The 23,784-nt window shown below is 60.1% G+C and carries 20 protein-coding genes and 1 pseudogene; 12 read left to right on the forward strand and 9 right to left on the reverse strand.

Annotated elements, in window-relative coordinates:
• Positions 1 to 112: 112 nt before the first annotated feature.
• Positions 113 to 646, forward strand: a complete 534-nt coding sequence (locus BMX04_RS03720; protein WP_074785066.1) for a YecA/YgfB family protein — start codon at positions 113 to 115, stop codon at positions 644 to 646.
• A 275-nt stretch (positions 647 to 921) separates the two neighbouring features.
• On the opposite strand, the gene BMX04_RS03725 is transcribed toward BMX04_RS03720, so the two are convergent.
• The 5 genes from BMX04_RS03725 to cysQ all read right to left on the reverse strand — a co-directional run bounded on the left by BMX04_RS03725 (position 922) and on the right by cysQ (position 6,282).
• The gene (locus tag BMX04_RS03725) at positions 922 to 1,335 is read right to left on the reverse strand and encodes a SpoIIAA family protein (protein WP_074785067.1); all 414 of its coding nucleotides are present in this window, start codon (positions 1,333 to 1,335) and stop codon (positions 922 to 924) included.
• A gap of 896 nt (positions 1,336 to 2,231) precedes the next feature.
• Positions 2,232 to 3,110, reverse strand: coding sequence for an SGNH/GDSL hydrolase family protein (locus BMX04_RS19005; RefSeq protein WP_139194489.1), 879 nt, complete (start codon positions 3,108 to 3,110; stop codon positions 2,232 to 2,234).
• Positions 3,111 to 3,264: 154 nt separating this feature from the next.
• Positions 3,265 to 4,032, reverse strand: coding sequence for a DUF3800 domain-containing protein (locus BMX04_RS03730; RefSeq protein ID WP_074785068.1), 768 nt, complete (start codon positions 4,030 to 4,032; stop codon positions 3,265 to 3,267).
• 650 nt (positions 4,033 to 4,682) lie between these two features.
• Complete coding sequence (locus BMX04_RS03735) at positions 4,683 to 5,483, reverse strand: 3-deoxy-manno-octulosonate cytidylyltransferase (protein WP_074785069.1); 801 nt, start codon at positions 5,481 to 5,483, stop codon at positions 4,683 to 4,685.
• 1 nt (position 5,484) lies between these two features.
• A complete protein-coding gene (cysQ, locus tag BMX04_RS03740) occupies positions 5,485 to 6,282 on the reverse strand; it encodes a 3'(2'),5'-bisphosphate nucleotidase CysQ (protein ID WP_074785070.1) in 798 nt (265 codons plus the stop codon).
• 137 nt (positions 6,283 to 6,419) lie between these two features.
• On the opposite strand from cysQ, the gene BMX04_RS03745 reads away from it, so the two are divergent.
• The gene (locus tag BMX04_RS03745) at positions 6,420 to 7,241 is read left to right on the forward strand and encodes an ABC transporter permease (RefSeq protein ID WP_074785071.1); all 822 of its coding nucleotides are present in this window, start codon (positions 6,420 to 6,422) and stop codon (positions 7,239 to 7,241) included.
• Here the strand turns inward: BMX04_RS03745 and BMX04_RS03750 are convergent.
• Positions 7,238 to 7,846: an alpha-ketoglutarate-dependent dioxygenase AlkB family protein gene (locus tag BMX04_RS03750; protein WP_074785072.1), complete on the reverse strand. Its 609-nt coding sequence runs from the start codon at positions 7,844 to 7,846 to the stop codon at positions 7,238 to 7,240. The two genes, BMX04_RS03745 and BMX04_RS03750, sit on opposite strands and share 4 nt — an antisense overlap.
• Positions 7,847 to 8,054: 208 nt before the next feature.
• On the opposite strand from BMX04_RS03750, the gene dnaK reads away from it, so the two are divergent.
• The 3 genes and pseudogenes from dnaK to radC all read left to right on the forward strand — a co-directional run bounded on the left by dnaK (position 8,055) and on the right by radC (position 12,014).
• Positions 8,055 to 9,965, forward strand: a complete 1,911-nt coding sequence (dnaK, locus tag BMX04_RS03755; RefSeq protein ID WP_074785073.1) for a molecular chaperone DnaK — start codon at positions 8,055 to 8,057, stop codon at positions 9,963 to 9,965.
• Positions 9,966 to 10,043: 78 nt separating this feature from the next.
• Positions 10,044 to 11,204 carry a molecular chaperone DnaJ gene (gene dnaJ / locus BMX04_RS03760; protein WP_074785074.1) on the forward strand — a complete coding sequence of 387 codons (1,161 nt, stop codon included), beginning with the start codon at positions 10,044 to 10,046 and terminating at the stop codon, positions 11,202 to 11,204.
• 51 nt (positions 11,205 to 11,255) lie between these two features.
• Positions 11,256 to 12,014, forward strand: a pseudogene (gene radC / locus BMX04_RS03765) (RadC family protein).
• Here radC and BMX04_RS03770 read toward each other — a convergent pair.
• From BMX04_RS03770 to secA, 3 genes are all read right to left on the reverse strand, one after another.
• Complete coding sequence (locus BMX04_RS03770) at positions 12,011 to 13,570, reverse strand: phosphate ABC transporter substrate-binding/OmpA family protein (RefSeq protein ID WP_074785075.1); 1,560 nt, start codon at positions 13,568 to 13,570, stop codon at positions 12,011 to 12,013. The pseudogene radC and the gene BMX04_RS03770 sit on opposite strands and share 4 nt — an antisense overlap.
• A gap of 26 nt (positions 13,571 to 13,596) precedes the next feature.
• Positions 13,597 to 14,577, reverse strand: a complete 981-nt coding sequence (locus BMX04_RS03775) for a hypothetical protein (RefSeq protein ID WP_074785076.1) — start codon at positions 14,575 to 14,577, stop codon at positions 13,597 to 13,599.
• A gap of 95 nt (positions 14,578 to 14,672) precedes the next feature.
• Positions 14,673 to 17,369, reverse strand: coding sequence for a preprotein translocase subunit SecA (gene secA / locus BMX04_RS03780; protein WP_074785077.1), 2,697 nt, complete (start codon positions 17,367 to 17,369; stop codon positions 14,673 to 14,675).
• A 192-nt stretch (positions 17,370 to 17,561) separates the two neighbouring features.
• Between secA and BMX04_RS03785 the strand changes: the two genes are divergently transcribed.
• The 7 genes from BMX04_RS03785 to tdh all read left to right on the forward strand — a co-directional run bounded on the left by BMX04_RS03785 (position 17,562) and on the right by tdh (position 23,687).
• Positions 17,562 to 18,413 (forward strand): peptidylprolyl isomerase, encoded by an 852-nt coding sequence (locus BMX04_RS03785; RefSeq protein WP_074785078.1) that lies wholly within the window; start codon positions 17,562 to 17,564, stop codon positions 18,411 to 18,413.
• Positions 18,414 to 18,416: 3 nt separating this feature from the next.
• Positions 18,417 to 19,646: a bifunctional glutamate N-acetyltransferase/amino-acid acetyltransferase ArgJ gene (argJ, locus tag BMX04_RS03790; protein ID WP_074785079.1), complete on the forward strand. Its 1,230-nt coding sequence runs from the start codon at positions 18,417 to 18,419 to the stop codon at positions 19,644 to 19,646.
• On the forward strand, positions 19,643 to 20,041 hold the full coding sequence (gene mutT, locus BMX04_RS03795; RefSeq protein ID WP_074785080.1) for an 8-oxo-dGTP diphosphatase MutT: 399 nt from the start codon (positions 19,643 to 19,645) through the stop codon (positions 20,039 to 20,041). The genes argJ and mutT overlap by 4 nt, the downstream gene beginning before the upstream one ends.
• 151 nt (positions 20,042 to 20,192) lie before the next feature.
• A complete protein-coding gene (locus tag BMX04_RS19740) occupies positions 20,193 to 20,327 on the forward strand; it encodes a hypothetical protein (protein WP_268784945.1) in 135 nt (44 codons plus the stop codon).
• 207 nt (positions 20,328 to 20,534) lie between these two features.
• The gene (locus tag BMX04_RS03800) at positions 20,535 to 21,731 is read left to right on the forward strand and encodes a glycine C-acetyltransferase (protein ID WP_074785081.1); all 1,197 of its coding nucleotides are present in this window, start codon (positions 20,535 to 20,537) and stop codon (positions 21,729 to 21,731) included.
• Complete coding sequence (locus BMX04_RS03805) at positions 21,728 to 22,663, forward strand: PLP-dependent cysteine synthase family protein (protein ID WP_074785082.1); 936 nt, start codon at positions 21,728 to 21,730, stop codon at positions 22,661 to 22,663. Before BMX04_RS03800 ends, BMX04_RS03805 begins: the two co-directional genes overlap by 4 nt.
• A gap of 1 nt (position 22,664) precedes the next feature.
• Positions 22,665 to 23,687: an L-threonine 3-dehydrogenase gene (gene tdh, locus BMX04_RS03810; protein ID WP_217644435.1), complete on the forward strand. Its 1,023-nt coding sequence runs from the start codon at positions 22,665 to 22,667 to the stop codon at positions 23,685 to 23,687.
• Positions 23,688 to 23,784 lie beyond the last annotated feature (97 nt).

Below are 23,784 nucleotides of genomic sequence, written 5' to 3' on the forward strand. Positions count from 1 at the left end.
AAAGAAGTTTAAATGCGAACGCCTTGATCGACAGATTTGCGCATGCTTTGCTCCGTAATTATGCTTGGCGACACCACCATGATCCTCTCCACTCTAGTTTAGAGATTGCCATATGGTCAGCCTTGATGAGCTTGATGATTACCTGTCTTCGGATGAAATGCCGGATGACTGCATGTGTATTTCAGATTTGGATGGGTTCATTCATGGAATCGCTTGTTCGCCTGTCACGATCCAGCCAGAGGAGTGGGTGCCAGTCGCCTTAGGTGGGCACGTTGAAGGCATCCCCGATTGGGTGATTGAAGCCATCATCACTCTCTACGGCGGTTCAATTTCTGATCTGTCAAAGGACCCACCTGAGGTAGAGCCGATATTTTGGCAAGCCAAAGAGGGCCATGTGATTGCGATGGACTGGTGTGAGGGGTTCATGCAGGCAGTTGCTCTCCGTAACAAAGAATGGCTGAGACTTACGGAGAGCGGCAATGGTGTTCGCCTTTTGACGCCTATTCTGGTTCACATTCTGGACGACAACGGAAACTCAGTGATGGGCATACCGCAGGAGGAACTAGACAAGACACTGAACGCTGCTGCGCAGGAAATCCCAAAATCAGTGGCCGGGATATATCAGTTCTGGAAGGAACAGTCTTAGACATACTCAGGCCTGACGTGCTTACTCATTTCTGGTGGTTCCTCTTCTGTAAAAAGCCAGGTTTCCATTTTAATGGCGCCCTCCATTCAGGTTCCCTGATAAGCATTCCAAAGTTCTTCAGCACTGCCACTCCTATGCTCAAGGCAAAGGTAGTCGCATACCAAAAGCGTTCTGCGCCCTTGCCAATCTAACGGCACATCAGAACTTCTTGGGTTTCATCTGGGTTAAGCTTCTTCAGCAGTCGCCCAGAGCAGGACACCCGCGAGCGTGTGATTTTAGACTGGAAAGTTCTCATCGTCGTCCCTGTCACTTTCTTCATGCGTTTGGTCGTCTAGCCAAGCCTCAGCCGCCTTAATATCTTTCATTGCAAAGCTCTTTATCGCGAGTGAAGGAAACATGGCGCCCTCAATCTCTGCTGCGGTTCGGATCCAAGCTGTATCCGAGAGCACAGCGCATTTTTCGAACTTGTTGATTAAGCTAAAAAGCCTCGGCATCTGCTGGAGTTCGACAGCCATCGCACTCAAAGTCGGCATTTCAAAATCAGAGATTCTGTAGAGCATCTTACCGTTGGTGATGCCTTCGGATTTCTCAATGAGGTTATGGAGCGCTGACCCCATAGCTTCTGCATCAAGTGCGCCCGACAGTTCAATGTTCAGACGGTTGGTTGACGGTTTCGAGACATGAAGCATTTCAGAACCCACTTCGCTATGGTCATAATCACCCTCAGACTGGGGTCCGCTTTCATTTATGCAAGTCAACAGCTACCTAGGCTCTGGACCTATAAACTGGTCGCATCGTAAACCACTGCTTTAACCTAGGCCAGACACTGGCAGGAAACACGGCTATGACCGGGTTGCGGACAAAGCAGACTTCAATATCACTTGGCGCTTATCATTTTTTCTGGCGCACTCTTCGGGTCTCAATCCCTGGTACCGCTACACGAACCAAGCTTAGCGAAGGGGCTAGCGGACTCGGGTCAGTTCTTTCATGTTCAGAAACCGAGTGTTTCCGAATTGGCTCAATCTTTCACGTTTGTGGCTAGAACGGACCTCCCTTTGGACAGCTTCCACCTGCAAAGATGCACCGTGTAACCAGTGATGGTACCAGTTATTGCATGATGCGTGCGGCAATCCCCTCATTGGGGATTGCTGTTTTTCCGCTGAGCGGGACGAAGCGGACTTTGCTTTTCTATGCTTTTCGAGCCAGCCTTTGGCGATATGTGTGGATTTGCGAATTATGATTCGCTCATAGGCTAAAGTACCTACAAGTGACCATTTCCAAGACTACAAAAAATCAGCAACTACATCACGTTTCATGGTAACCTTCGAACCGAGAACGACTTAACCAAGCCTTGGTAATTGAGTTATCCACAGTTCATTTGTTTGGGAAGTCAACTCGTAAGGACACCACTTAAAAGGATGCCAATTTATGAAAGTCGCGAAATCAATATTGCTCATTGCGCTTTTTGGCCTTGCCGCCTGCGCGCAAGTTGAACCTGCACCAAGCTATGGTGACAATCTCTACGACGCAGGGAGCTGAAAACTGTACCCAGTCTGTGAGGCGCGTTGCGCACCCCGCTTCTGATCTACTCGCCCAAAGCGGATAAAATTGCACTGCACAATTGCGGTTTGACCGCCTTCAGATATCGCCGGGCTCCGCGGTCAGTAGGATGAAATGGGTCTTTCACCTTGTTTTGCTCGGACAAACGGAAATTGCGCTTGTTCGACATCATGAGGGCTATTGTGTCCTTGCGCACTCCGCCGACAAATCGGCATTTATCCCCCTCCTGTTCAAAAGCCGCTTGGACATTGGATTGTGCCGTCAATCGCAGTTTGTTGGCTGCAGACTGAAAGCTGGGTGCGGTTGTCATGAAAACACAGGGCAATCCTTTTGGTACCTGTGATATCGCCCGCCGGACGTCACGCTGTGCGGTGGCAGGGTCGGCTGCCCAATCAGCCGCAGCATTTCCCAAAAATGAGAGGACCAGCAATTTTGGCTGATAATATCCGGGAGTGATTGCAGCTTCCATCGGGGACAGCCCTGGCTTGCAGAACTGAAAGTCCGGACCAACGCCAATCTGCACATACTTCTCTCGTTCGCGATTAACAGTGCCAAATGCGCCGGCGTTCCTTTTGAAACGTGGGTGAATTTTGCAGACATCTGCCTTACCCTTTGTACTACGAGCCGACCATTCCCTAAGCGCGGTCGAACGCACCCCGATTATTGCTGTCGCTTTAAGGCGGCGCAGCACCTGTCGTTGCCGCCAGTTCGTCTGACTGGCACAGCGCCGAGACAAAGATTGGAAAAATGCTAAGTAAGCTGGTCCCGCCCCAAAAGTGATCTGACTGTCACCGAGAACCAGAATATCTGGCGTCTCGAAACTCCGGGCGGGCTTTGCGCTCCAGGCGATTGCACAGGTCAGTACTAAGCACACCCGAAAAAATGATGCGGCGCTGTGTTTCATACCGGCAGGTTAGGCAACGCTCCACCATTTCGCAACGGAAGCTCGCTGGACCTCGTTTGGCATGTCCGCCTTGGGCTCAAACCTGCCGTTCTCTGTTTTGGCCGTGAAGGTCGGCTTTGGGCCGAGCACGAAGATACTCTAGATAGATGATCGCTCAATGGATGCACCCGAGATACATCGAGCCGAACCGTTTAGGTGCGGCTACTGAAACCTCTGGGGATGCACTTGGATCAATGTACAATCCGTGTGGTTCGACTAGCACGACAGCAAAGTCTTCATCGTCGATATCTGCGCCGCTGCCCACGCTCAAAAACGAGTAGCGTATGCCTGCCCACATCTCGAACCCGAGATCGATTTCAACACCGTCGTCATACCCTGAGTTTGGCACGTTGACGATCTTGTTGATTTTCCCAAGTGCGTCGAGAAGCATCGTTCCGCAAGTGTGAGCAATGAGATCAGCCACTTGGATGCCTGAAACGCGCTGCGAGTCCTGTTCAAAATGAATTGTGCAATCGTCAAGACCGCTAATTTCTGAAGCAATAGTTTTTGCTCTGCTTTCCGATGAGAAAAGACCTTCATCAAAGAAAACTTGATGGCGTTGACCTCGCAGCTTTGGGTGCAAGATCGCTTTCTTCAGGAGCGCAAGAGACGCGGGGCCGATCTGCTTGTCGCCATCAACAATGCAGACGGCGATCTGGCACTTGGAGCTTACAAAACCCCTTAGTGCGTTGCGCAAGCGCTGCAGACCTGGATTGTCGCGCATTGCTGTCGAGGATTTGTATTCGTAGCTTGATAAATCGAACCCACACTCCACAAAAAGCGCCTCGAGTTCCTCGTGTGGGTCAGCGTCACAGATCGCGAAAGCCGCCAGGGAAAACCCATGTGGGTGATGTTTACTATCGTCCAAGTAGAGGTAAGCCATGGATACAGTGTAAATAATCAGATCATTCTACAAAAGCCTTTCCGAAAGAAGATGCGAGCGGGAGAGGGAGCGAGCAGTTGGTTCAAAAGATTTGAGACGACGAGTCTGCCCACACACCAGACACCGCTGAACCAAATCCCTGACCAAATGATCAATGTCTGTTTTTGGGAAGCCGCACCGCAGCGTTGACGGAGCCGGTCAATGTCCGGAATGGGCCGTTTGTGCGATCGTCAATCTCAGTACTGGCAATGGATGACTGGAGCTCCACGTACGGGTATGCTCTGGTCGGGTGCGTCCGGAGCAGCAGCGAGGCTTCTCCCGCCGTCCTTCTAGACGCGCTACAATTTTCGAATTACTCTAGACGATGCTGGACAAACTGAGACTTAACTGGACATTCAATTTGGTTCCTAAACATGGAATCACACTGATCTTTCAAATACTTGGAATCAAATGGATGCCGCCACAGGGGTACATATGGGGGTAGGAGGGGCACAAGAGGATTCATGAAATTAATAAAATACAAGATCTTGATCGATAAGTGTGATTCCGCCCCCGGCACCATGTTACCAAATGTCTCTATGACTTGCCGTCATTGCTTCGGTCCAAGGAACCGACGGTGCGGGACGCCTTGCGTCCCTGTCAGGCGGCGGTCAGTCCAGCCCCATCTGGCGCATCATCGTTTCGATCTTAGGCAGGTCCTCGGGGTTGTTCAACTCCCAGAACTGGCGGTCGCGGGCTTCGACTTCGACGCAGAGTATGGCGCGGCCGTTTTCCAGAAAGCGCAACTGTTCCAGCCCTTCCAGCCCTTCGAGCGGCCCCGGTGCCCAGCCGGGATAGGCGGCGAGCGCCTCGGGGCGGTAGGCATAGACGCCGACATGGTGAAAGACCGGGGTCTGCGCATCGTCGGCATAGGTCTGAGAGGTGAAGGGCACCACTTCTTTGGAGAAATAGAGCGCGTGGCGGTCGCGGGTGAAAACTGCGGTCGTGCCGCCCACGCGGCCCGCCGCGCGGTCGGCCAGAAACCCGTTGAGCGCCGCGCCATCGCAGCGCAGCACCGGCGTTGCCACCTCTGCCGCGGGGTCGGCGCGAAGGCCCGCCACCAGGTCCTCGACGAACCAGTGCGGGGTCAGCGGTGCGTCGCCCTGCAGGTTCACAACGATGTCGAAGCCGCCGCCAAGGGCGGCATGCGCCTCTGCGCAACGCTCGGTGCCGTTCGCGCATTCCTGCGAGGTCATCACCACCTCGGCACCGAATGCCTCGGCGGCGGTTCTGATCCGGTCATCATCGGTGGCCACGACCACCCTGTCGACGCCCGAGACCGCGCAGGCGGCCTCCCATGAGCGGCGGATGAGCGACCGGGCCTCTCCGCTTGTCCCGCGCAACTCGGCGAGGGGTTTGCCGGGATAGCGCGTCGATGCGTAGCGGGCGGGGATGGCAATGAGAACGCTCATGTCAGGCTTTCTTGAGGTCGATGCCCGGCGCATGGGCGATGTAGAACGGGTTGGCAAAGCCGTCCTTGCCGTAGCGCAGCGGTGTGTGATCGTCAAAGCGCACCACATGCCCGCCGGCCCCTGACAGGACGGCATGCCCGGCGGCGGTATCCCATTCCATGGTGCGCCCTACACGGGGATAGAGATCGGCCTCGCCGGTGGCGACAAGGCAGAACTTGAGCGAAGACCCCGCGCTTGTCATGTCTTTCACGGCGTATTTGCCGATATAGTCGTCGGTTGCCTGATCGCGGTGCGACTTCGACGCCACCACCATTAGCGCGTCATTGTCAGGACGTGTGACGCGGATGGCGCGTTGTGGGCCGGGGGCTGCCTTGTCGAAGGGGCCGTCCTCCTCTACGGCAGTGCCATCGGCGAGGGTGTAGAACATGCGGCCCTTTGCCGGGGCATAGACGACACCGCGGGTAGGCGTGCCGTTCTCGACATAGGCGATGTTCACCGTGAAGTCGCCGCGCCGGTTGATGAATTCCTTGGTTCCGTCGAGCGGATCGACGATCAGGAACGTGTCAACGCTTTGACCATGCGACGCGGCCTGTTCTTCGGTAACGAGCGCCACGTCGGGGAAGGCTGCGCGCAGACCGGCGGAAATGATCGCATCGGCGGCCTCGTCGGCCTCGGTTACGGGGCTTGCGTCAGACTTCACCTTCACGTCGAAATCATCTGCTTCGTAGATTTCCATGATCCGGTCGCCAGCTTCCAATGCCAGTCGCCGCATCTCTGCCACAAGCGTGTCGTACTCCAAATTGTCGCTCCTTTGCCCGGAAGACGCCACTTTGCGCCCTTAATGAATGGATTACCCGGTGCCCCTTATGATAGGGTCTGAATGGGACAGCAAGAAACCCGCGCAAGAAATCCAACGGCATTCAGGCAGTTTTTCCGATGTTCAAGACCGCACGCCCAAGATCGAGCCTGCATTCCGCGATCATCATCCTTGACGTGATCTACCATGCGACCGTGCGGAGCGTGCGTCAGGCGCATGGCAACGCGGTGATCGCGCTCGTGTTGAACATCATGACCGTGATTATCATGGTGCTGGCGTTCTATCTCATGTTCACGGTTCTTGGCATTCGCGGCGCGAAGCTGCGCGGTGACTTCTTGCTGTTCATGATGTCGGGGATTTTTCTGTATCTCACGCATATCAAGGGCATGGGTGCGGTTCTCGGGGCGGATGGGCCATCCTCGCCGATGATGCAGCATGCACCCATGAACACGATCGTGGCGATCGCCTCTTCGGCGCTTGGGGCACTCTACATCCAGGTGTTGTCGATGTTCGTCATCCTGTTCGTCTACCATGTGGGATTCACGCCGATCACGATCTATCAGCCGATCGCAGCCTTCGGCATGGTCCTGCTGGCGTGGTTCACAGGGGTGGCCGTGGGCTTGGTTTTGTTGGCGATCAAGCCGTGGCTTCCAACCTTCGTGTCGATCTTTGCAACGGTCTACCAGCGCGCCAACATGATCGCCTCGGGCAAGATGTTCGTGGTCAACACCCTGCCGCCCTTCATGTACAACATGTTTTCCTGGAACCCGCTGTTTCACAATATCGATCAGGCGAGGGGGTTCGTTTTCATCAACTATTTCCCGCACAAGACGTCGCTGGAATACCCGATCTATGTGGGCATCGTTCTATTGGTGGTCGGGCTGATGGGCGAGTTTTATACCCGGCAATATGCCTCGCGCAGTTGGGATGCGCGGCGTTAATCCACGACCCGGCAGGTCAGGTTGATCCGTCCGCCGCCCTGTAACAGCGACGAGGTGCCGGGCCGTATGCGATCAACCCCGTGATGGATCAGGCGCACCGCACCACCCATGACAAGCACGTCACCCGAATTCAGCCAGACCGATTCGGTTGGGCCTCCGCGTGTGCAGTTGCCGACGCGAAAGAGCGCGTCGTCGCCAAGGGACACCGACAGGACCGGCCATGAGAAATCCGCCTCGTCACGATCCTGATGCAATCCCATCCGCGCGCCTTCGGTGTAATGATTGATCAGGCAGCAATCGGGCAGCCGCGCCTCGCTTACAAGTGCGCGCCAGATGGTCAGCACGCTCTCTGGAATCGGCGGCCAGCGCAGCCCGTCGGGGTGGGTCGGTTCATAGCGATAGCCATGCCGGTCGGTGACCCAGCCATAGCGTCCGGCAGAGGTCATGCGCACACTCATAGCCTTGCCTCGCGGGGTAACGGGGGTGAAGAGCGGGGCCTGCGCGACCACACCGCGCAATTCGTCCACCATCGCTGCCTGCGTCTCGGGCGACAGCCAGCCCTTGTAGATTGCCACGCCGCGCAGGGTCAGGGTTGGTTGGGGCATGTGGTCTCCTCTTTGTGCCAGATGGTCATTTTATACCAAATTGCACGATTCCATTACGTCCCAATGCTTGCAGCCCCACACGGCGCTGCCTATATACGCGCAGAAACGCAGGCACTGCGGCACGTCGCGGGTCTGCTCCTCATCGGGGGCCGGATGCCGAAACGGGTCGGGCCTTCGTCATATCGCCTAAGTAGAAGGGATCGAAAACATGGCCAAAGTGATTGGTATTGACCTCGGCACCACGAATAGCTGCATCGCGATCATGGACGGCGCTCAGTCGCGCGTGATCGAAAATTCCGAAGGCGCACGCACGACGCCCTCGATCGTGGCTTTCACCGAGGATGAACGCCTTGTCGGTCAGCCCGCCAAGCGGCAGGCCGTCACCAACCCCGAAAACACCATTTTCGGCGTCAAGCGCCTGATCGGTCGTCGCGTCGATGATCCCGATCTCGCGAAGGACAAGAAGAACATGCCGTTCACCGTCGTTGATGGCGGCAATGGCGACGCATGGGTGCAGGCGCGCGGCGAGAAATACTCGCCCAGCCAGATTTCCGCCTTCATCCTCGGCAAGATGAAGGAAACCGCCGAGAGCTATCTCGGCGAAGAGGTGACGCAGGCCGTCATCACCGTTCCCGCCTATTTCAACGACGCGCAGCGTCAGGCCACCAAGGACGCCGGCAAGATTGCCGGTCTTGAAGTGCTGCGCATCATCAACGAGCCGACGGCGGCGGCGCTCGCCTACGGTCTGGACAAGAAAGAAACGCACACCATTGCCGTCTATGACCTTGGTGGCGGCACGTTCGACGTGACCATTCTCGAAATCGACGATGGCCTCTTTGAGGTCAAGGCGACCAACGGGGACACATTCCTTGGTGGTGAAGATTTCGACATGCGGATCGTCAACTACCTCGCCGACGAGTTCAAGAAAGAGCATGGCGTCGACCTGACCAAGGACAAGATGGCGCTTCAACGTCTCAAGGAAGCCGCCGAAAAGGCCAAGATCGAACTGTCCAGTTCAAGCCAGACCGAGATCAACCAGCCGTTCATCTCGATGGGGTCGGACGGTCAGCCGCTGCACATGGTGGTGAAACTGACCCGCGCCAAGCTCGAGAGCCTTGTGGGCGACCTGATCAAATCCTCGATGAAGCCCTGCGCTGCGGCGCTCAAGGATGCCGGCATGTCGGCTTCTGAGATCGATGAAGTGGTTCTGGTGGGCGGCATGACCCGCATGCCCAAGGTCGTCGAGGAAGTGACGAAGTTCTTCGGGAAAGAGCCGCACAAGGGTGTGAACCCCGACGAGGTCGTGGCCATGGGGGCTGCCATTCAGGCGGGCGTGCTGCAAGGCGACGTCAAGGACGTGGTGCTGCTCGACGTCACGCCGCTTAGCCTCGGCATCGAAACATTGGGCGGAGTCTTTACCCGTCTGATCGACCGCAACACCACGATTCCGACCAACAAGAGCCAGATCTTCTCGACTGCCGAAGACAATCAGTCGGCCGTGACGATCCGTGTCTTCCAAGGTGAGCGCGAGATGGCGTCCGACAACAAGATGCTCGGCCAGTTCAACCTCGAGAATATCCCGCCCGCCCCGCGTGGCATGCCGCAGATCGAGGTGACCTTCGATATCGACGCCAACGGCATCGTCTCTGTTTCGGCCAAGGACAAGGGCACGAACAAAGAGCAGAAGATCACCATTCAGGCGTCGGGCGGCCTCTCGGAAGAAGATATCGAGAACATGGTCAAGGAGGCCGAGGAAAACGCCGAGGCCGACAAGGCCCGCCGCGAACTCGTCGAGTCGAAGAACCAGGCCGAGAGCCTTATCAACTCGACCGAGAAATCGCTTGAGGAGCATGGCGACAAGGTCGACCCCACGACCGTCGAGGCGATTGAGCTGGCCGTCGCCGCGCTCAAGGACGAGCTTGAGGGTGAGAATGTCGACAAGATCAAGTCCGGTATTCAGAACGTGGCCGAGGCCTCGATGAAGCTGGGCGAGGCAATCTACAAGGCCAGCCAGGACGACGGTCAGGATGAGCCTGCGGGAGCCGATCAGGCGCGGGGTGACGAAGATGACATCCTCGATGCCGATTTCGAGGATCTCGACGACAACAAGCGCGCCTGAGGCACGTTTCGGACCAAGTGGGCCGGTTCGGTTTAATGCCGGACCGGCCCCCACGCTCCGACATCAAGGAGATCCCAGATGGCCAAACGTGACTATTACGAAGTGCTCGGGCTTTCCAAGGGCGCCTCGGCAGACGAGATCAAGAAAGCCTACCGCACCAAGGCGAAAGAGCTTCACCCCGACCGCAATTCCGACAATCCGGACGCCGAAAAGCATTTCAAGGAAGCGGGCGAGGCCTATGACGTCCTGAAAGACCCCGAGAAGAAGGCCGCTTATGACCGGTTCGGCCATGCCGCCTTTGATGGCGGTATGGGCGGCGGCGGCGCGCGTCCCGGCGGCGGGTTCGGCGGCGGGGCAGGGCAGGGCGATTTCGCCTCGGCATTCTCGGACGTGTTCGACGATCTGTTTGGCGATTTCATGGGTGGCGGCCGTGGTGGCGGTCGTCAGCGCGCGGCCCGCGGTGCCGACCTGCGCTATAACCTGCGCGTAACCCTGGAAGAGGCCTATGGAGGCCTGCAAAAAAGCATCAAGGTGCCTTCTGCCGTGCCGTGCGACGAATGCGATGGCTCGGGGGCCGAGGGTGGCGCACAGCCTACAACCTGTCCGACCTGTTCGGGCATGGGCAAGGTGCGTGCGCAGCAGGGCTTTTTCACCGTCGAACGCACATGCCCCACCTGTGGTGGGATCGGCCAGATCATCAAGAATCCCTGCAAGGTCTGCCAGGGGCAGGGTCGTGTGCAGAAGGATCGCGCGCTCAGCGTGAACATCCCCGCAGGCGTCGAGACCGGCACGCGCATCCGTCTCGCCGGAGAGGGTGAGGCCGGTATGCGCGGCGGTCCGGCGGGTGATCTTTATATCTTCATCGAGGTGACCAAGCACGAGCTGTTCGAACGTGAGGATACCAACCTCTTCTGCCGGGTGCCGGTGTCGATGGCCAAGGCCGCGCTTGGCGGCGACATCGAGGTTCCGACGATCGAGGGCGGGCGCAGCCGCGTCAAGATCCCCGCAGGGTCACAGTCGGGTCGCCAGATGCGGCTGCGCGGCAAGGGCATGCCAGCCCTGCGCGGCGGTGCGCCCGGCGACATGTTCATCGAACTGGCTGTGGAAACCCCGGTCAACCTCACCTCGAAGCAGAAAGAGTTGTTGCGTGAGTTCGATGCGCTGAGCGAGGATAACAACCCCGAGAGCAAGAGCTTCTTTTCGTCGGTCAAGAACTTCTGGGATTCGATGAAAAGCTGATGCTGGACGCGCGTTAACCGTTTTCTAACGCTCCATTGGCAGGGTAGGGGCATGACAGATGCCCCTGCCTTTTCCGAGCGGCTATTGCCGCTCTTTGCGCCCCAGACGGCGACGCCAGTCACCCTGTCCGCCGCCCAGCCATCCTATATCCGCGATCACCGGCAGCGATTGCGTGCGCGCTTCCTTGATGGCGGCGCACAGGCGGTACCGGATTACTAGATGCTGGAACTCGTTCTCTTTCGCGCCATTCCGCGCCGCGATGTGAAACCGCTGGCGCGCGCACTCTTGGACATGTTCGGTGATTTCGCCGGGGTCATCTCCGCCCCGGCGGAGCGGCTCTCGGGGGTCGCTGGCGTGGGCGAAGCGGTGATCTGCGAGTTGAAGGTGGTCGAGGCGGCGGCGCACCGGCTGGCGCAGGCGCGGGTGATGAACCGAGCCGTGCTCTCGTCCTGGGAGGCGCTGCTGTCCTATTGCCGGGCCAGCATGGCACATCGCGAGACCGAACAGTTCCGCGTTTTCTATCTAGACCGCAAGAACGTGTTGATCGCGGATGAGGAACAGGCGCGCGGAACGGTGGATCACGTGCCGGTCTATCCGCGCGAGGTGGTCAGGCGCGCGCTGCAACTCAATGCGAGCGCGTTGATCCTCGTGCACAATCACCCCTCGGGTGATCCCACACCCTCGGCGGCGGATATCGACATGACCGCGCAGGTCGGTCGCGCGGCCGAAGTGCTGGGTATCACGCTGCACGATCACGTGGTCATCGGGCGTGCAGGCGAGGTGAGCTTTCGCGCGGACGGCTATCTCTAGCGGAGCCAGACCTCGACCCGACGGTTCACCTGGCGGCCCCAGGCGGTATCGTCGCAGGCCATGGGCATCGCCTCGCCGAACGCCTCAACGGCAAGGTCGATCTGTTCGAGCCGGGCGGTTTCAGCGGCCCGGACAACGGCCCGCCGCACCGTTTCGGCCCGCCGCAGGGCGATCTCGCGATTGGTTTCGGCCGGGCCCTCGCCATCGGAGAACCCGACAAAGACCAAACGGCGATTGTCATACAGTCCAAGCTCCAGTGCCCTTGCCAGTTGCTGCGCGTTGGAACGGGACTGGGCATCGAGCCGGACCGATCCGGTTTCGAAGCGGAACGTGGTGGTCAGTCGCTTGAGCGGGGCAAGCGTGCGCACCATGCGCTGCAACTCGCCCAACCCCAGTTCGTCGCCCGCCTGCGCGATCGCATTCGCGAACCGGTCGCCTTGCGCGTTGATCTCGATCTCCTCGGGGGTCTGATCGACAAATCCCGCGCGACGGATGACCAGTTGCGCCGAGGGATCGCGCAAATAGGCGATGAACTCGCGGCCCAGCTTGGGCAGACGGCGTGCGGGGAGATAGAGAAAGAGTGGCGCGGTCAGCGGGTAATCCTCGGTCTTGACCGCCCGGCGCGTCGCGCGCAGCGCAAATCCGCAGGCCCCGGTAATGGGTAATTCCCACGTGTCACCCTGCTCGGAGCGCGTCGTGAGACCGAGCGCAAAAGGATCGCTCGCGACGGCCTTGGCGAAGGCTGCACCATTGGCATGCCGTTCGACACGTTCCAGCAGGCGGCGGCCTTCGGGGACAAGCACCTGATCGACACTGGCTTGTCCGATCCCGGTTTCCGCCGACCACAGGTGAATATCGATTGGCGCATCCGGGCCGCCCAGATCGGCCCAGTTCACGATCTCGCCCGCCAATGCGCGCGACAATTGCCGCAGGCTGATGCCTTGCGTGGGGTTGCTTGGAGCTACGACTGGAACCAGCGCATCCAGCGCAAGCACTCGCGCCCGTCCCGGTGCCGAGAGATTGCCAAGCCCTGCCTCTCGTGCGCGCTCCAGTTCACCTTGCCGAATCTCGCGCAATGTCATGGCGATATCCGCCTCGTTGGCGAGAAGGTCGGCAAACCCCTCATCGGTATTGGTCAGGCGAAAGGTGAATTCCCCGATCAGGGTGGCGTCCTGACCGGTATGCAGATCAAAACGCAGTTCCGTCGGCGTGTCGGTCACGCGCCGCAGATCGTAGTCACCACGAATGGCAAAGGCTTCGAGCAGGGCGGGCATGAGAATGCGGCCGACTGCCGGCGCGCCGGAAAACACCAGCCGCGCGACATAGGCCTCGAGATTGGGGCAGCCGGGCCCCTCGCAGGCGACGCCTGATCCATCGACGGTCAATTCGCCATATACCGTATCGACACGATAGAATTCGCCGTCAAAGCCCAGAAGGTTGCCGGATATTTCGACAGAGCCATCATGAGAGCGGAGCGTCACATCTTGTGCTGCGACCGCGATCGGAATGACCAGAAGACAAAGTGCGGCGAGGATCGCCGCACGCAATGCTGTCATGTCCTGCCCCCCTGAAAAACGCGGTCTTAGTTTTGCGCGATCTTCAGGTCATTGAACAGGTTTTTCAACACCAGAAACTCTCCGACGGCCTCGCAATCGGGCATGGCCAGCACAATATCCTGCACCTTGAGCCCAGCATCGCCGGTGGCGATGGTCTGCGCCTCGAGGTCGCGGCCGCAATTTGCCGCGCTAACCTCGGCCTCGACACGCAGGGTCACGTCGCCGGCGCGCGTGGCGGTGCCGGTGGGGAAGGTGTAGACTTCGGCCATCAGGCCCTGATCGGTGCCGGGGATGCCAAGACGCGTCAGAAACCCACCTTCGCCTGCGATTCCGCGTGCCTTGTCCTGCGTGGATGCGGCCCAGATATGACCCGCCTCACCGAAATCTGCGCCGTATTCGAGGGCGTGCAGCGAGAGGCTGTCTGAACTGCCGCTCCATTGCACGACAAAGCGATCGTAGAGTGGGAGCGTATCGACATCCGCCGTCGCCAACGCCCCCTCGCCGTCGGCGAAAGACACGATGAAAACCGCGCTCTCGCTCAGCGCCGGCACTTCAAGCCTGCTTTGCCCGGCGCTATCGGTCGCGGCGTTGAACATCATGCCGTTGTGATGAACCGTGAAACGCTCGTTGATGCGGCAGGGGGCTGACACGGCCAGTTCGACCATCGCGCCCTTGCGCAGCGCGGCATCCATCTCGTAGTCGCATGTGAAGGTCGGGGCGACCTCTTCCTGCGGCAGGATGTCGGGTGTCACCGTCTCCTCGGCCACGGCGAGCGTAACCGGTACCGCCGGGAGCGCGACCGGGCCCGGCATCGCCGCAGGAGGTGTGGGCGCGGCAGATGTCAGTTCGATCTGGGAAATTTCCACTGGTTTGTTGAGCACCGGAACCGAGACCGATTGCATCGCAGCCACTTGGTGCGACGGCGCCTGCGCCTGCATGAAAAATCCAATTCCAAGCGCGCAGGCAAAGGTGCCGCCCGCAATGATGTAACGTCGAGCCTTTGACATAGTGCTCTCCATACCAAAACACGGTTGGTATAGAGGCTAGGCGTTAATAATGGCTTCCCAATGGCAGGGAAAAGGTCTCAATCAGGCGATTTTTCTCAACTCAGCCGTCCGTGGCAATGCTTGAATTTCTTGCCGGAGCCGCAGGGGCAGGGCTCGTTACGGCCCGGGTTTCCCCATGTCGAGGGATCGCTCTCGACAAAGCCCGGCGCACCCTCTGCGGATGGTTCGGCGGGGGTTTCGGGCTGTGCGGCGGCCTCCATCGCGGCGCGCTGCTCCTGCAATTCGCGCATCAGTGACTGTTGCTCTTCTTCCGACATTGGACGGATCTGCGAGAGCTTCTTGGTCACGTCCATACGCAGGCTGTCGAGCATGGTCTCAAAGAGTTGGAACGACTCGTTCTTGTATTCGTTGAGCGGATCGCGCTGAGCATAACCGCGGAAACCAACGACGCTGCGCAGGTGTTCGAGCGTCAGCAGATGCTCGCGCCATTTGCCGTCGATGGTCTGCAAGAGCACCTGCTTCTCGATCATGCGCATGCTCTCGGGGCCGAACTGGGCGGCTTTGGCGGCCATCATTTCGTCGGCGGCCTTGTCCAGGCGTTCGATGATCTCCTCGTCGTCCACGCCCTCCTCGGCGGCCCAATCAATCACCGGCAGATCCATGTTGAGATGCTCGATCACCGCAGCATGAAGGCCCTCGGTATCCCATTGATCGGCATAGGTCTTGGGCGGCATATACTGGTCGACGAGATCGGTGATAACCTCGGCGCGCATGTCGCTGATGATCTCGCTGAGATCCTTGGCCTTCATGATGTCGAGGCGCTGCTTGAAGATCACCTTGCGCTGTTCGTTCATCACGTCGTCGAATTTCAGCAATTGCTTGCGGATATCGAAATTGCGCCCTTCCACCTTGGCCTGGGCGCGTTCCAGCGATTTGTTAACCCAAGGGTGAATGATTGCTTCGCCTTCCTTCATGCCAAGCGTCGAGAGCACCTTTTCCAGCCGCTCTGAGCCGAAGATGCGCATCAGGTCGTCATCGAGGCTGAGGAAAAAGGCCGACCGCCCCGGATCGCCCTGACGGCCCGAGCGACCGCGCAGCTGGTTGTCGATGCGGCGGCTCTCATGGCGCTCGGTGGCGAGCACGAAGAGCCCGCCTGCGGCCTTGACGGCCTCTTCGTCGGCGGTGTGTGCTTCTTCGATGTGGCGGCGGATGTCCTCGGGGTCACCCTCGGGATCGGCAGCAATCGCCTCCATGATCTGGAAATCGAGATTGCCGCCGAGTTTGATGTCGGTGCCGCGCCCGGCCATGTTGGTTGCGATGGTCACCGCACCCAGCTTGCCGGCATCGGCGATGATCTGCGCCTCTTTCTCGTGCTGGCGGGCGTTGAGCACGTTATGCGTGATCCCCGCCTTGGTCAGCAGCGTGCTCAGCATCTCGGATTTCTCGATCGAGGTGGTGCCGACGAGGATCGGCTGTCCCTTGCCATGGGCGTCGCGAATCTCCTCGACGATGGCGTCGTATTTTTCCTGCTGGGTGCGATAGACGGCATCGTCTTGATCAACCCGCGCAATCGGCTGGTTGGTGGGCACCTCGACCACGCCGAGGCCGTAGATCTCCGCGAATTCCTCGGCCTCGGTGACGGCGGTGCCGGTCATGCCGGACAGCTTGTCATAGAGGCGGAAATAATTCTGGAAGGTCACGCTGGCGAGGGTCACGTTCTCGGGCTGGATCTGGCAGCCTTCCTTGGCCTCGATGGCCTGATGCAGGCCATCCGACAAACGGCGCCCCGCCATCATGCGACCGGTGAATTCGTCGATCAGTACGACGTCACCGTCACGCACGATGTAATCCTTGTCCTTGTTGAACAGTTTGTGCGCGCGCAGGCCCTGGTTGACGTGGTGCACGATGGTCGTGCTTTCGGGGTCGTAGAGCGATTGATCCTCGGGCAGGATGCCACGTTCCTTGAGGAGGTTTTCCAGATACTCGTTTCCGTCATCGGTGAAGGTGACGTTGCGGGTTTTTTCGTCGAGCGAATAGTGATCGTCGCTTAATTCCGGGATCAGTGCGTCGATGGTCTGATACAGTTCACTGCGGTCCTGGCTAGGGCCCGATATGATCAGCGGTGTGCGCGCCTCGTCGATCAGGATGCTGTCGACCTCGTCTACCACGGCGAAATTATGCGCGCGTTGGTTCATCTCTTCGAGCGAGGCTTTCATGTTGTCGCGCAGATAATCGAACCCAAGCTCGTTATTGGTGGCATAGGTGACATCAGCACCATAGGCGGTCTTTTTCTCGGCTTCCGGCTGTTGCGGATAGACGACGCCCGTGGTCATGCCGAGCGCGGCAAAGACCTTGCCCATCCACTCGGCATCGCGCCGGGCAAGATAGTCGTTCACGGTGACCACATGCACGCCCTTGCCGGAAAGCGCATTGAGATAGCAGGGGAAGGTCGCCACAAGGGTCTTGCCCTCGCCGGTCTTCATCTCGGAAATGTTGCCCTGATGCAGGAAGATGCCGCCCATCAGCTGCACATCGAAGGCGCGCAGTCCAAGCGCGCGGCGGGCCGCCTCGCGGCAATTGGCAAAGGCCTCGGGCAAGAGCGCATCGAGGCTCTCGCCGTCGGCGATACGCTTGCGGAACTCTTCCGTCTTGGCGATAAGCCCGTCGTCGCTCAGGGCCTCGTATTCGGGTTCCAGTGCGTTGATCTTTTCGACCAGCGGGCGCGTCGCCTTGATCTTGCGGTCGTTCGGTGTGCCGAAGATCTTTCGCGCGACCGTTCCAATACCCAACATGTTTTATCCGTTCTGGTGTTTTGACTGTCCGTGACAGGCAATCGCTTGCCCCGCTCGCCCGCGCGCCCTAAAACGGGCGCAAGTTGTCGGCTCGCGCCTTGGTTACGAGGCGATGTAAGGGGCCGCCGGAAAAGTGTCAACGTCGCGCGCCGTCACGCCCGGTGTCGCGTCACGCAATAAAGGGATGTTTCCATGTTTCGCCGTATGATGACCTCGACCGCGCTTGCTGCCGGGCTGATGCTGGGCACGCCGCTCATGGCGCAGGATGACCCCTCCGCCAAAACCGTCGTCGCCACCGTGGGTGACACCGAGATCACGCTGGGGCACATGCTGGCGCTGCGCGCGGGCCTTCCGCAACAATACGATCAGATCCCGCCAGAAGTGCTATTCAAGGGCGTGCTGGATCAGTTGGTGCAGCAGACCTTGTTGATGCAGGCGCATCAAGGCACGCCGTCGCTGGCCGCGCAGGTGCAACTCGAGAATGAGCGCCGCGCGATCCTCGCGGCGGATGTGGCCGATGATGTGCTGAACGACGCCCTGACCGATGAGGCGCTGCAAGAGGCCTATGAGGCGCGCTATTCGGGTGCCGAGCCCGAGACCGAATACAAGGCCGCGCATATCCTCGTGGAAACCGAGGAGGAGGCGCAAAAGCTGATCGAGGAGATCGAGGACGGGGCCAATTTCGCGGCCCTCGCGCAAGAGCACTCCACCGGTCCTTCCGGTCCTTCGGGCGGGGATCTGGGCTGGTTCGGCGATGGCGTCATGGTGCCTGCTTTCTTCGACGCGGTCGCGGCTCTTGGTGAGGGCGGGGTCTCGGCTCCGGTGCAAACGCAATTCGGCTGGCACGTGATCCAGCTCAAGGAGACCCGGGTCAAGGAACGCCCCGCGCTTGACGAGGTGCGTGACGAACTGACGGGTGAACTGCGTCAGGCGGCCTTTGATGCCTATATCGCAGAGCTTGAGGCCGAAAGCAGCGTCGCGCGTGACGCGGGCGACGCGCTCGACCCCGCGCTGATCAACCAGACCGACCTTCTGGAGAACTGAGCCATGGGCGCCAAACCGCCGCTTTCCCCGCTCGCCCCGGCGGGATTTCCCGAACTGCCCGAGATCGCCGGGGTGAGCTTTGCCACCACGGCGGCGGGGGTGCGCTACAAGGATCGCACCGACGTGATGCTGGCCAGCCTTGCGCCGGGCACGGCGATGGCGGGGGTGTTTACCCGCTCTGCCACGCGCTCGGCGGCGGTGCTGGATTGCCAAGACAAGATCGGCGGCACGCCTGCGGGCGGGGCCGCGATCCTCGTCAATTCCGGCAATGCCAATGCCTTTACCGGGCGGCGCGGGTCAGAAGCGGTCAGCGCCGTTACCGGCGCTGTCGCTGAAACGCTTGGCATCTCCGCGGCTCGGGTCTTTTCCTCGTCAACCGGTGTGATCGGCGAGCCGCTACCGCATGACCGCATTACCGGATGCCTTGATGATCTCAAATCCGCACTTTCGCCGCATGCCATCGAAACTGCGGCGCATGCGATCATGACCACCGACACCTTTCCCAAGGGATCGGGCACCACGGTCACGATCGACGACCAGACCGTGCATATCGCGGGCATCGCCAAAGGGTCGGGCATGATCGCGCCCGACATGGCGACGATGCTGGTCTATATCTTCACCGATGCCGCGATCGAGCAAGACATTCTGCAAGACATGGTCAGTGCGCTCAACCGCACGACGTTCAATTGCATCACCGTGGACAGCGACACTTCGACCTCCGACACGCTTCTGGTGGCCGCGACCGGGGCGTCGGGCATACGCGTGACCGAGACCAATGTCGGGTTCATGGAGGGGCTGCGCCGCGTCATGCTCGATCTGGCGCATCAGGTGGTGCGCGACGGTGAGGGTGCCACGAAATTCGTCGAGGTCTCGGTGACCGGCGGGGCTTCGGATGCCGAGGCCCATGTGCATGCCAAATCCATTGCCAATTCGCCGCTGATCAAGACGGCGGTGGCGGGCGAAGACCCGAACTGGGGCCGCGTGGTGATGGCGGTGGGCAAATCCGGCGCGCGGGCAGATCGTGACCGTCTGTCCATCTGGTTCGGCGATCTGGAGGTGGCGCGCGAGGGATTTGTCAGCCCCGATTATGACGAGGCGAGGGCCGCAGCCTACATGAAGAACCAGGACATTGTGATTCATGTCGATCTGGGTCTCGGTGGCGGCACGGCGCGCGTCTGGACCTGCGACCTGACCCATGGCTATATCGACATCAACGCGGATTACCGGTCTTGAAGACGGTTCTGGTTTCGGCCGTGGCGCTCATCGACGTGGATGGGCGCATCCTGCTCACGCAGCGCCCCGAGGGCAAATCCATGGCCGGGCTGTGGGAATTTCCCGGCGGCAAGGTGGAGCCGGGAGAGACGCCGGAACACGCGCTGATCCGCGAATTACAGGAAGAGATCGGCATCGACACATGGGCGTCCTGCCTTGCCCCCTTGACGTTCGCCAGCCATTCCTATGAAGAGTTTCACCTGCTGATGCCGCTCTTTGCATGTCGCAAATGGCAGGGCATTCCGCAGGGCCGCGAAGGGCAGGCCCTCAAATGGGTGCGCGTGGGTGATCTGAAATCCTACCCCATGCCGCCTGCTGATATCCCACTGATCCCGATCCTGCGCGATTGGCTCTGACAGCGCCGGGCAGAGCCAAAGGCGTGCGGGGTATCGAAAGAGCCTGCCGCTGATCCCTTTGGCCATTGGCCGTTCCGCACTTTTCTTGGCATTCTAAAACTACCAGAGCAACGGACGCCTGACGGCGCGTTTTAGACGAGGAATTGTAAAGATGATCCGCACCATCCAGACAGGCTCCTGCACCTTGATCCAGGGAATGTTTGTTAAGCTTCTAGAGAATGGTTTCATGCAGGTGCGTGTTGACGATCGCCTTTTCGTCGGTCGTCCTGTGTCCAGCCTGGGCTGATAGGCAAAGACCATCACTCACACGACTGCCCGCGTGCTACGTCCCCCAGCGTAGTGCGCGGGCATATTTATGTGCTGTGACCGGACTGACGGTTTCTCGCATAGCAGTCTGCCATCCGCTATTTCCCGCACCGATCTTCGTGTTAAACGCGAAGAGGACAAGTGCGGCCTCTGCTTATCGAGAGGCCCGTTCAGGGGGGGGAAGGCGATGACGGCGGCGGGTCGGTTCAACGATGACATAGCGGCGCGGCTTGCGGGTTTGCGCGACGAGGGGCTTTACAAGACCGAGCGGGTGATCACCTCGATGCAGTTGGGCGAGGTGCGGCTGGCGGATGGGCGGGAGGTGATCAACCTGTGCGCCAACAACTATCTCGGGCTGGCGGACAACCCCGAACTCATCGACGAAGCCGTGTCGGTATTGCGTCGGTATGGCGTCGGTATGGCGTCGGTGCGATTCATCTGCGGTACGCAGGAGGAGCATAAGCAACTAGAGGCGCGGATTGCCGGGTTTCTGGGTCAGGAGGATACAATCCTCTATGCCGCCGCGTTCGATGCAAATACCGGTCTCTTCGAGACGATCCTGGGGCCGGAGGATGCGATCATCTCGGATGCGCTCAACCATGCGAGCATCATCGATGGGGTGCGGCTGTGCAAGGCGCAGCGCTGGCGCTATGGCAATCGCGACATGGGCGATCTGGAGCGGTGCCTGAAGGAGGCGCAGGGCGCCCGGCATCGGTTGATTGCCACCGACGGGGTGTTCTCGATGGATGGCACCTACGCGCCGCTTGACGAGATTTGCGATCTGGCCGAGCGCTATGACGCGATGGTGATGGTGGATGATTGCCACGCCACCGGGTTTGTCGGCGCGACCGGGCGCGGCACGCCGGAGCATTTCGGGGTGATGGACCGGGTGGATATCCTGACCGGCACGCTGGGTAAGGCGCTGGGCGGGGCCTCGGGCGGGTATACGGCGGCGAGTGCGAAGGTTGTGGACTGGTTAAGGCAACGCTCGCGGCCTTATCTCTTTTCGAACACGTTGGCGCCTGTCATCGCGGGCGTGTCGCTCAATGTTTTCGATATGCTGGAGGATGGCGGGGCGCTGCGCGCGCGGCTGTGGGAGAACGCGGCGTATTTTCGCGAGCGGATGGGCGCGCTCGGGTTCGAGTTGCTGCCCGGCGAACATGCGATCATCCCGGTGATGCTGCGGGACCCGAAACTGGCGCAGGAGATGGCGGCCAAGCTGAACGCGCGCGGTGTTTACGTGACCGCGTTTTCTTTCCCGGTGGTGCCGAAAGGGCAGGACCGCATCCGTACGCAGATGAGTGCCGCATTGAGCCGCGACATGCTGGACCGGGCGATTGACGCTTTTGAGTCGGTCGGGCGCGAGTTGGGGGTCATTGTATGACGCCGCTGCCGTCGGTGATCGAGGCGTTTGGCGACACGCCTCTGGTCGAGTTGCATCGCATCCGCGCGGCGCTTGGCCTTGAGGGGCGGGTGCTGGCCAAGCTCGATTATCTCACGCCCGGCTTTTCCAAGAAGGACCGCGCGGCGCGGGCGATCATCGAGGCGGCGCGCGCAACTGGAGAGTTGCGCGACGGGCAGGTGGTGGTGGAACTGACCTCGGGCAACATGGGCACCGGGCTGGCGATTGTCTGTGCGGTGCTGGGCCATCCGTTTGTCGCGGTGATGAGCGAGGGCAATTCCGAGGAGCGGGCGCGGATGATGCGGGCACTTGGCGCGGAGGTCGTGCTGGTGCCGCAGGCGGAAGGGTCGCGGTCCGGTGAGGTGTCGGGGGCGGATCTTGCCCTGGTCGAGGAAGAGGCGCGGCGGATCACGGAGACGCGCGCCGCGTTCCGGGCCGATCAGTTTGCGCGGGAGGGCAATCCGGACGCCCATGCGCGCGGCACCGCGCCCGAGATCTGGGAGCAGTCGGGCCATGCGGTGACGGCGTTCTGCGATTTCGTCGGCTCTGGCGGCACGATCGGCGGCGCAGCACGGTTTTTCAGCCCTCTGGGGGTGCGCTGCTTTGCGGTGCATCCCGACCGGGCGGATCATCCGATTCAGGGTGGAGGATACTCGATGCCCGATCTGGTACATCTGCGCGGCGCCGATCTGGCGGGCGATGTGACGATCACGGGGCAAGAGGCGGCGGAGCATGCGCGGCTTTTGGCCCGGACCGAGGGCATTTTTGGCGGCTATTCTGCCGGGGCCAATCTGGCGGCGGCGATCCGGCTGTTGCGAGGGCCGGAGCGGGGTGGTTGCGTGGCGTTCGTGGTTTGCGACAGCGGGTTGAAATATCTGAGCACCGATTTGTGGGGGCAGGGCAATGCAGAATGAAATGAAGGCGCTGGTGAAGGCGCGGCCCGAGCCGGGGCTGTGGATGGAGTATGTGCCGGTGCCCGAGGTCGGCCCGGCGGATGTGCTGATCAAGGTGAAGAAATCGGCGATTTGCGGCACCGATGTGCATATCTGGAAATGGGATGAGTTCTCGGCCAAGACTGTGCCGGTGCCCATGGTGGTGGGGCATGAGTTCGTCGGCGAGATCGTCGATACCGGGCCTGCGGCGGTGAGATACCGGATCGGGCAGCGGGTTTCCGGCGAGGGGCATATCGTCTGCGGGGCGTGCCGCAATTGCCGCGCCGGGCGCGGGCATCTGTGCCGCAATACCAAGGGGGTGGGCGTGAATCGGCCCGGATCATTTGCCGAGTATGTCTGTATTCCCGAGATGAACGTGGTGCCGATCCCCGAGGACGTCCCCGACGAGATCGCGGCGATCTTTGATCCGTTCGGCAATGCGGTGCATACCGCGCTGAGTTTCGATCTGGTGGGCGAGGATGTGCTGGTGACGGGCGCGGGGCCGATCGGGATCATGGGCGCGCTGGTGGCGCAGAAGGTGGGCGCGCGCAAGGTGGTGATCACCGATATCAACCCTTACCGCCTTGATCTGGCGCGGCGGATGGGGGTGCAGCATGTGGTCGATGTGGGCAATCAGCAGCTGCGCGACGTGATGGACGAGATCGGGATGACCGAGGGGTTCGACGTCGGGCTGGAGATGTCCGGGGCCGCGCCCGCGATGCAGCAGATGATCGCACGGATGAACAATGGCGGCAAGCTGGCGCTGCTGGGGATTGCGCCGACCGAGTTTGCAGTGGACTGGAACGCGGTCATTTTCAAGATGCTGCATATCAAGGGCATCTATGGCCGCGAGATGTTCGAGACCTGGTACAAGATGATCGCATTGGTGCAATCGGGGCTGGATGTGTCGGGGTTGATCACCCACCGGATCGGGATCGACGATTTCGAGGCCGGGTTTGCCGCGATGATCTCGGGGAACTCGGGGAAAGTGGTGATGGATTGGTGAGGGCGGGGGAGTTGTGACGCGGTTTTGGGTTTTTTTTGACCGTGAGCGGACATAGCACCCCGCCAAAAGGTGCCGCGGGACGGCCCGGCGATCGCGC

Origin of the sequence: Roseovarius tolerans, from assembly GCF_900109855.1 — a bacterium.
GTDB lineage: Bacteria > Pseudomonadota > Alphaproteobacteria > Rhodobacterales > Rhodobacteraceae > Roseovarius > Roseovarius tolerans.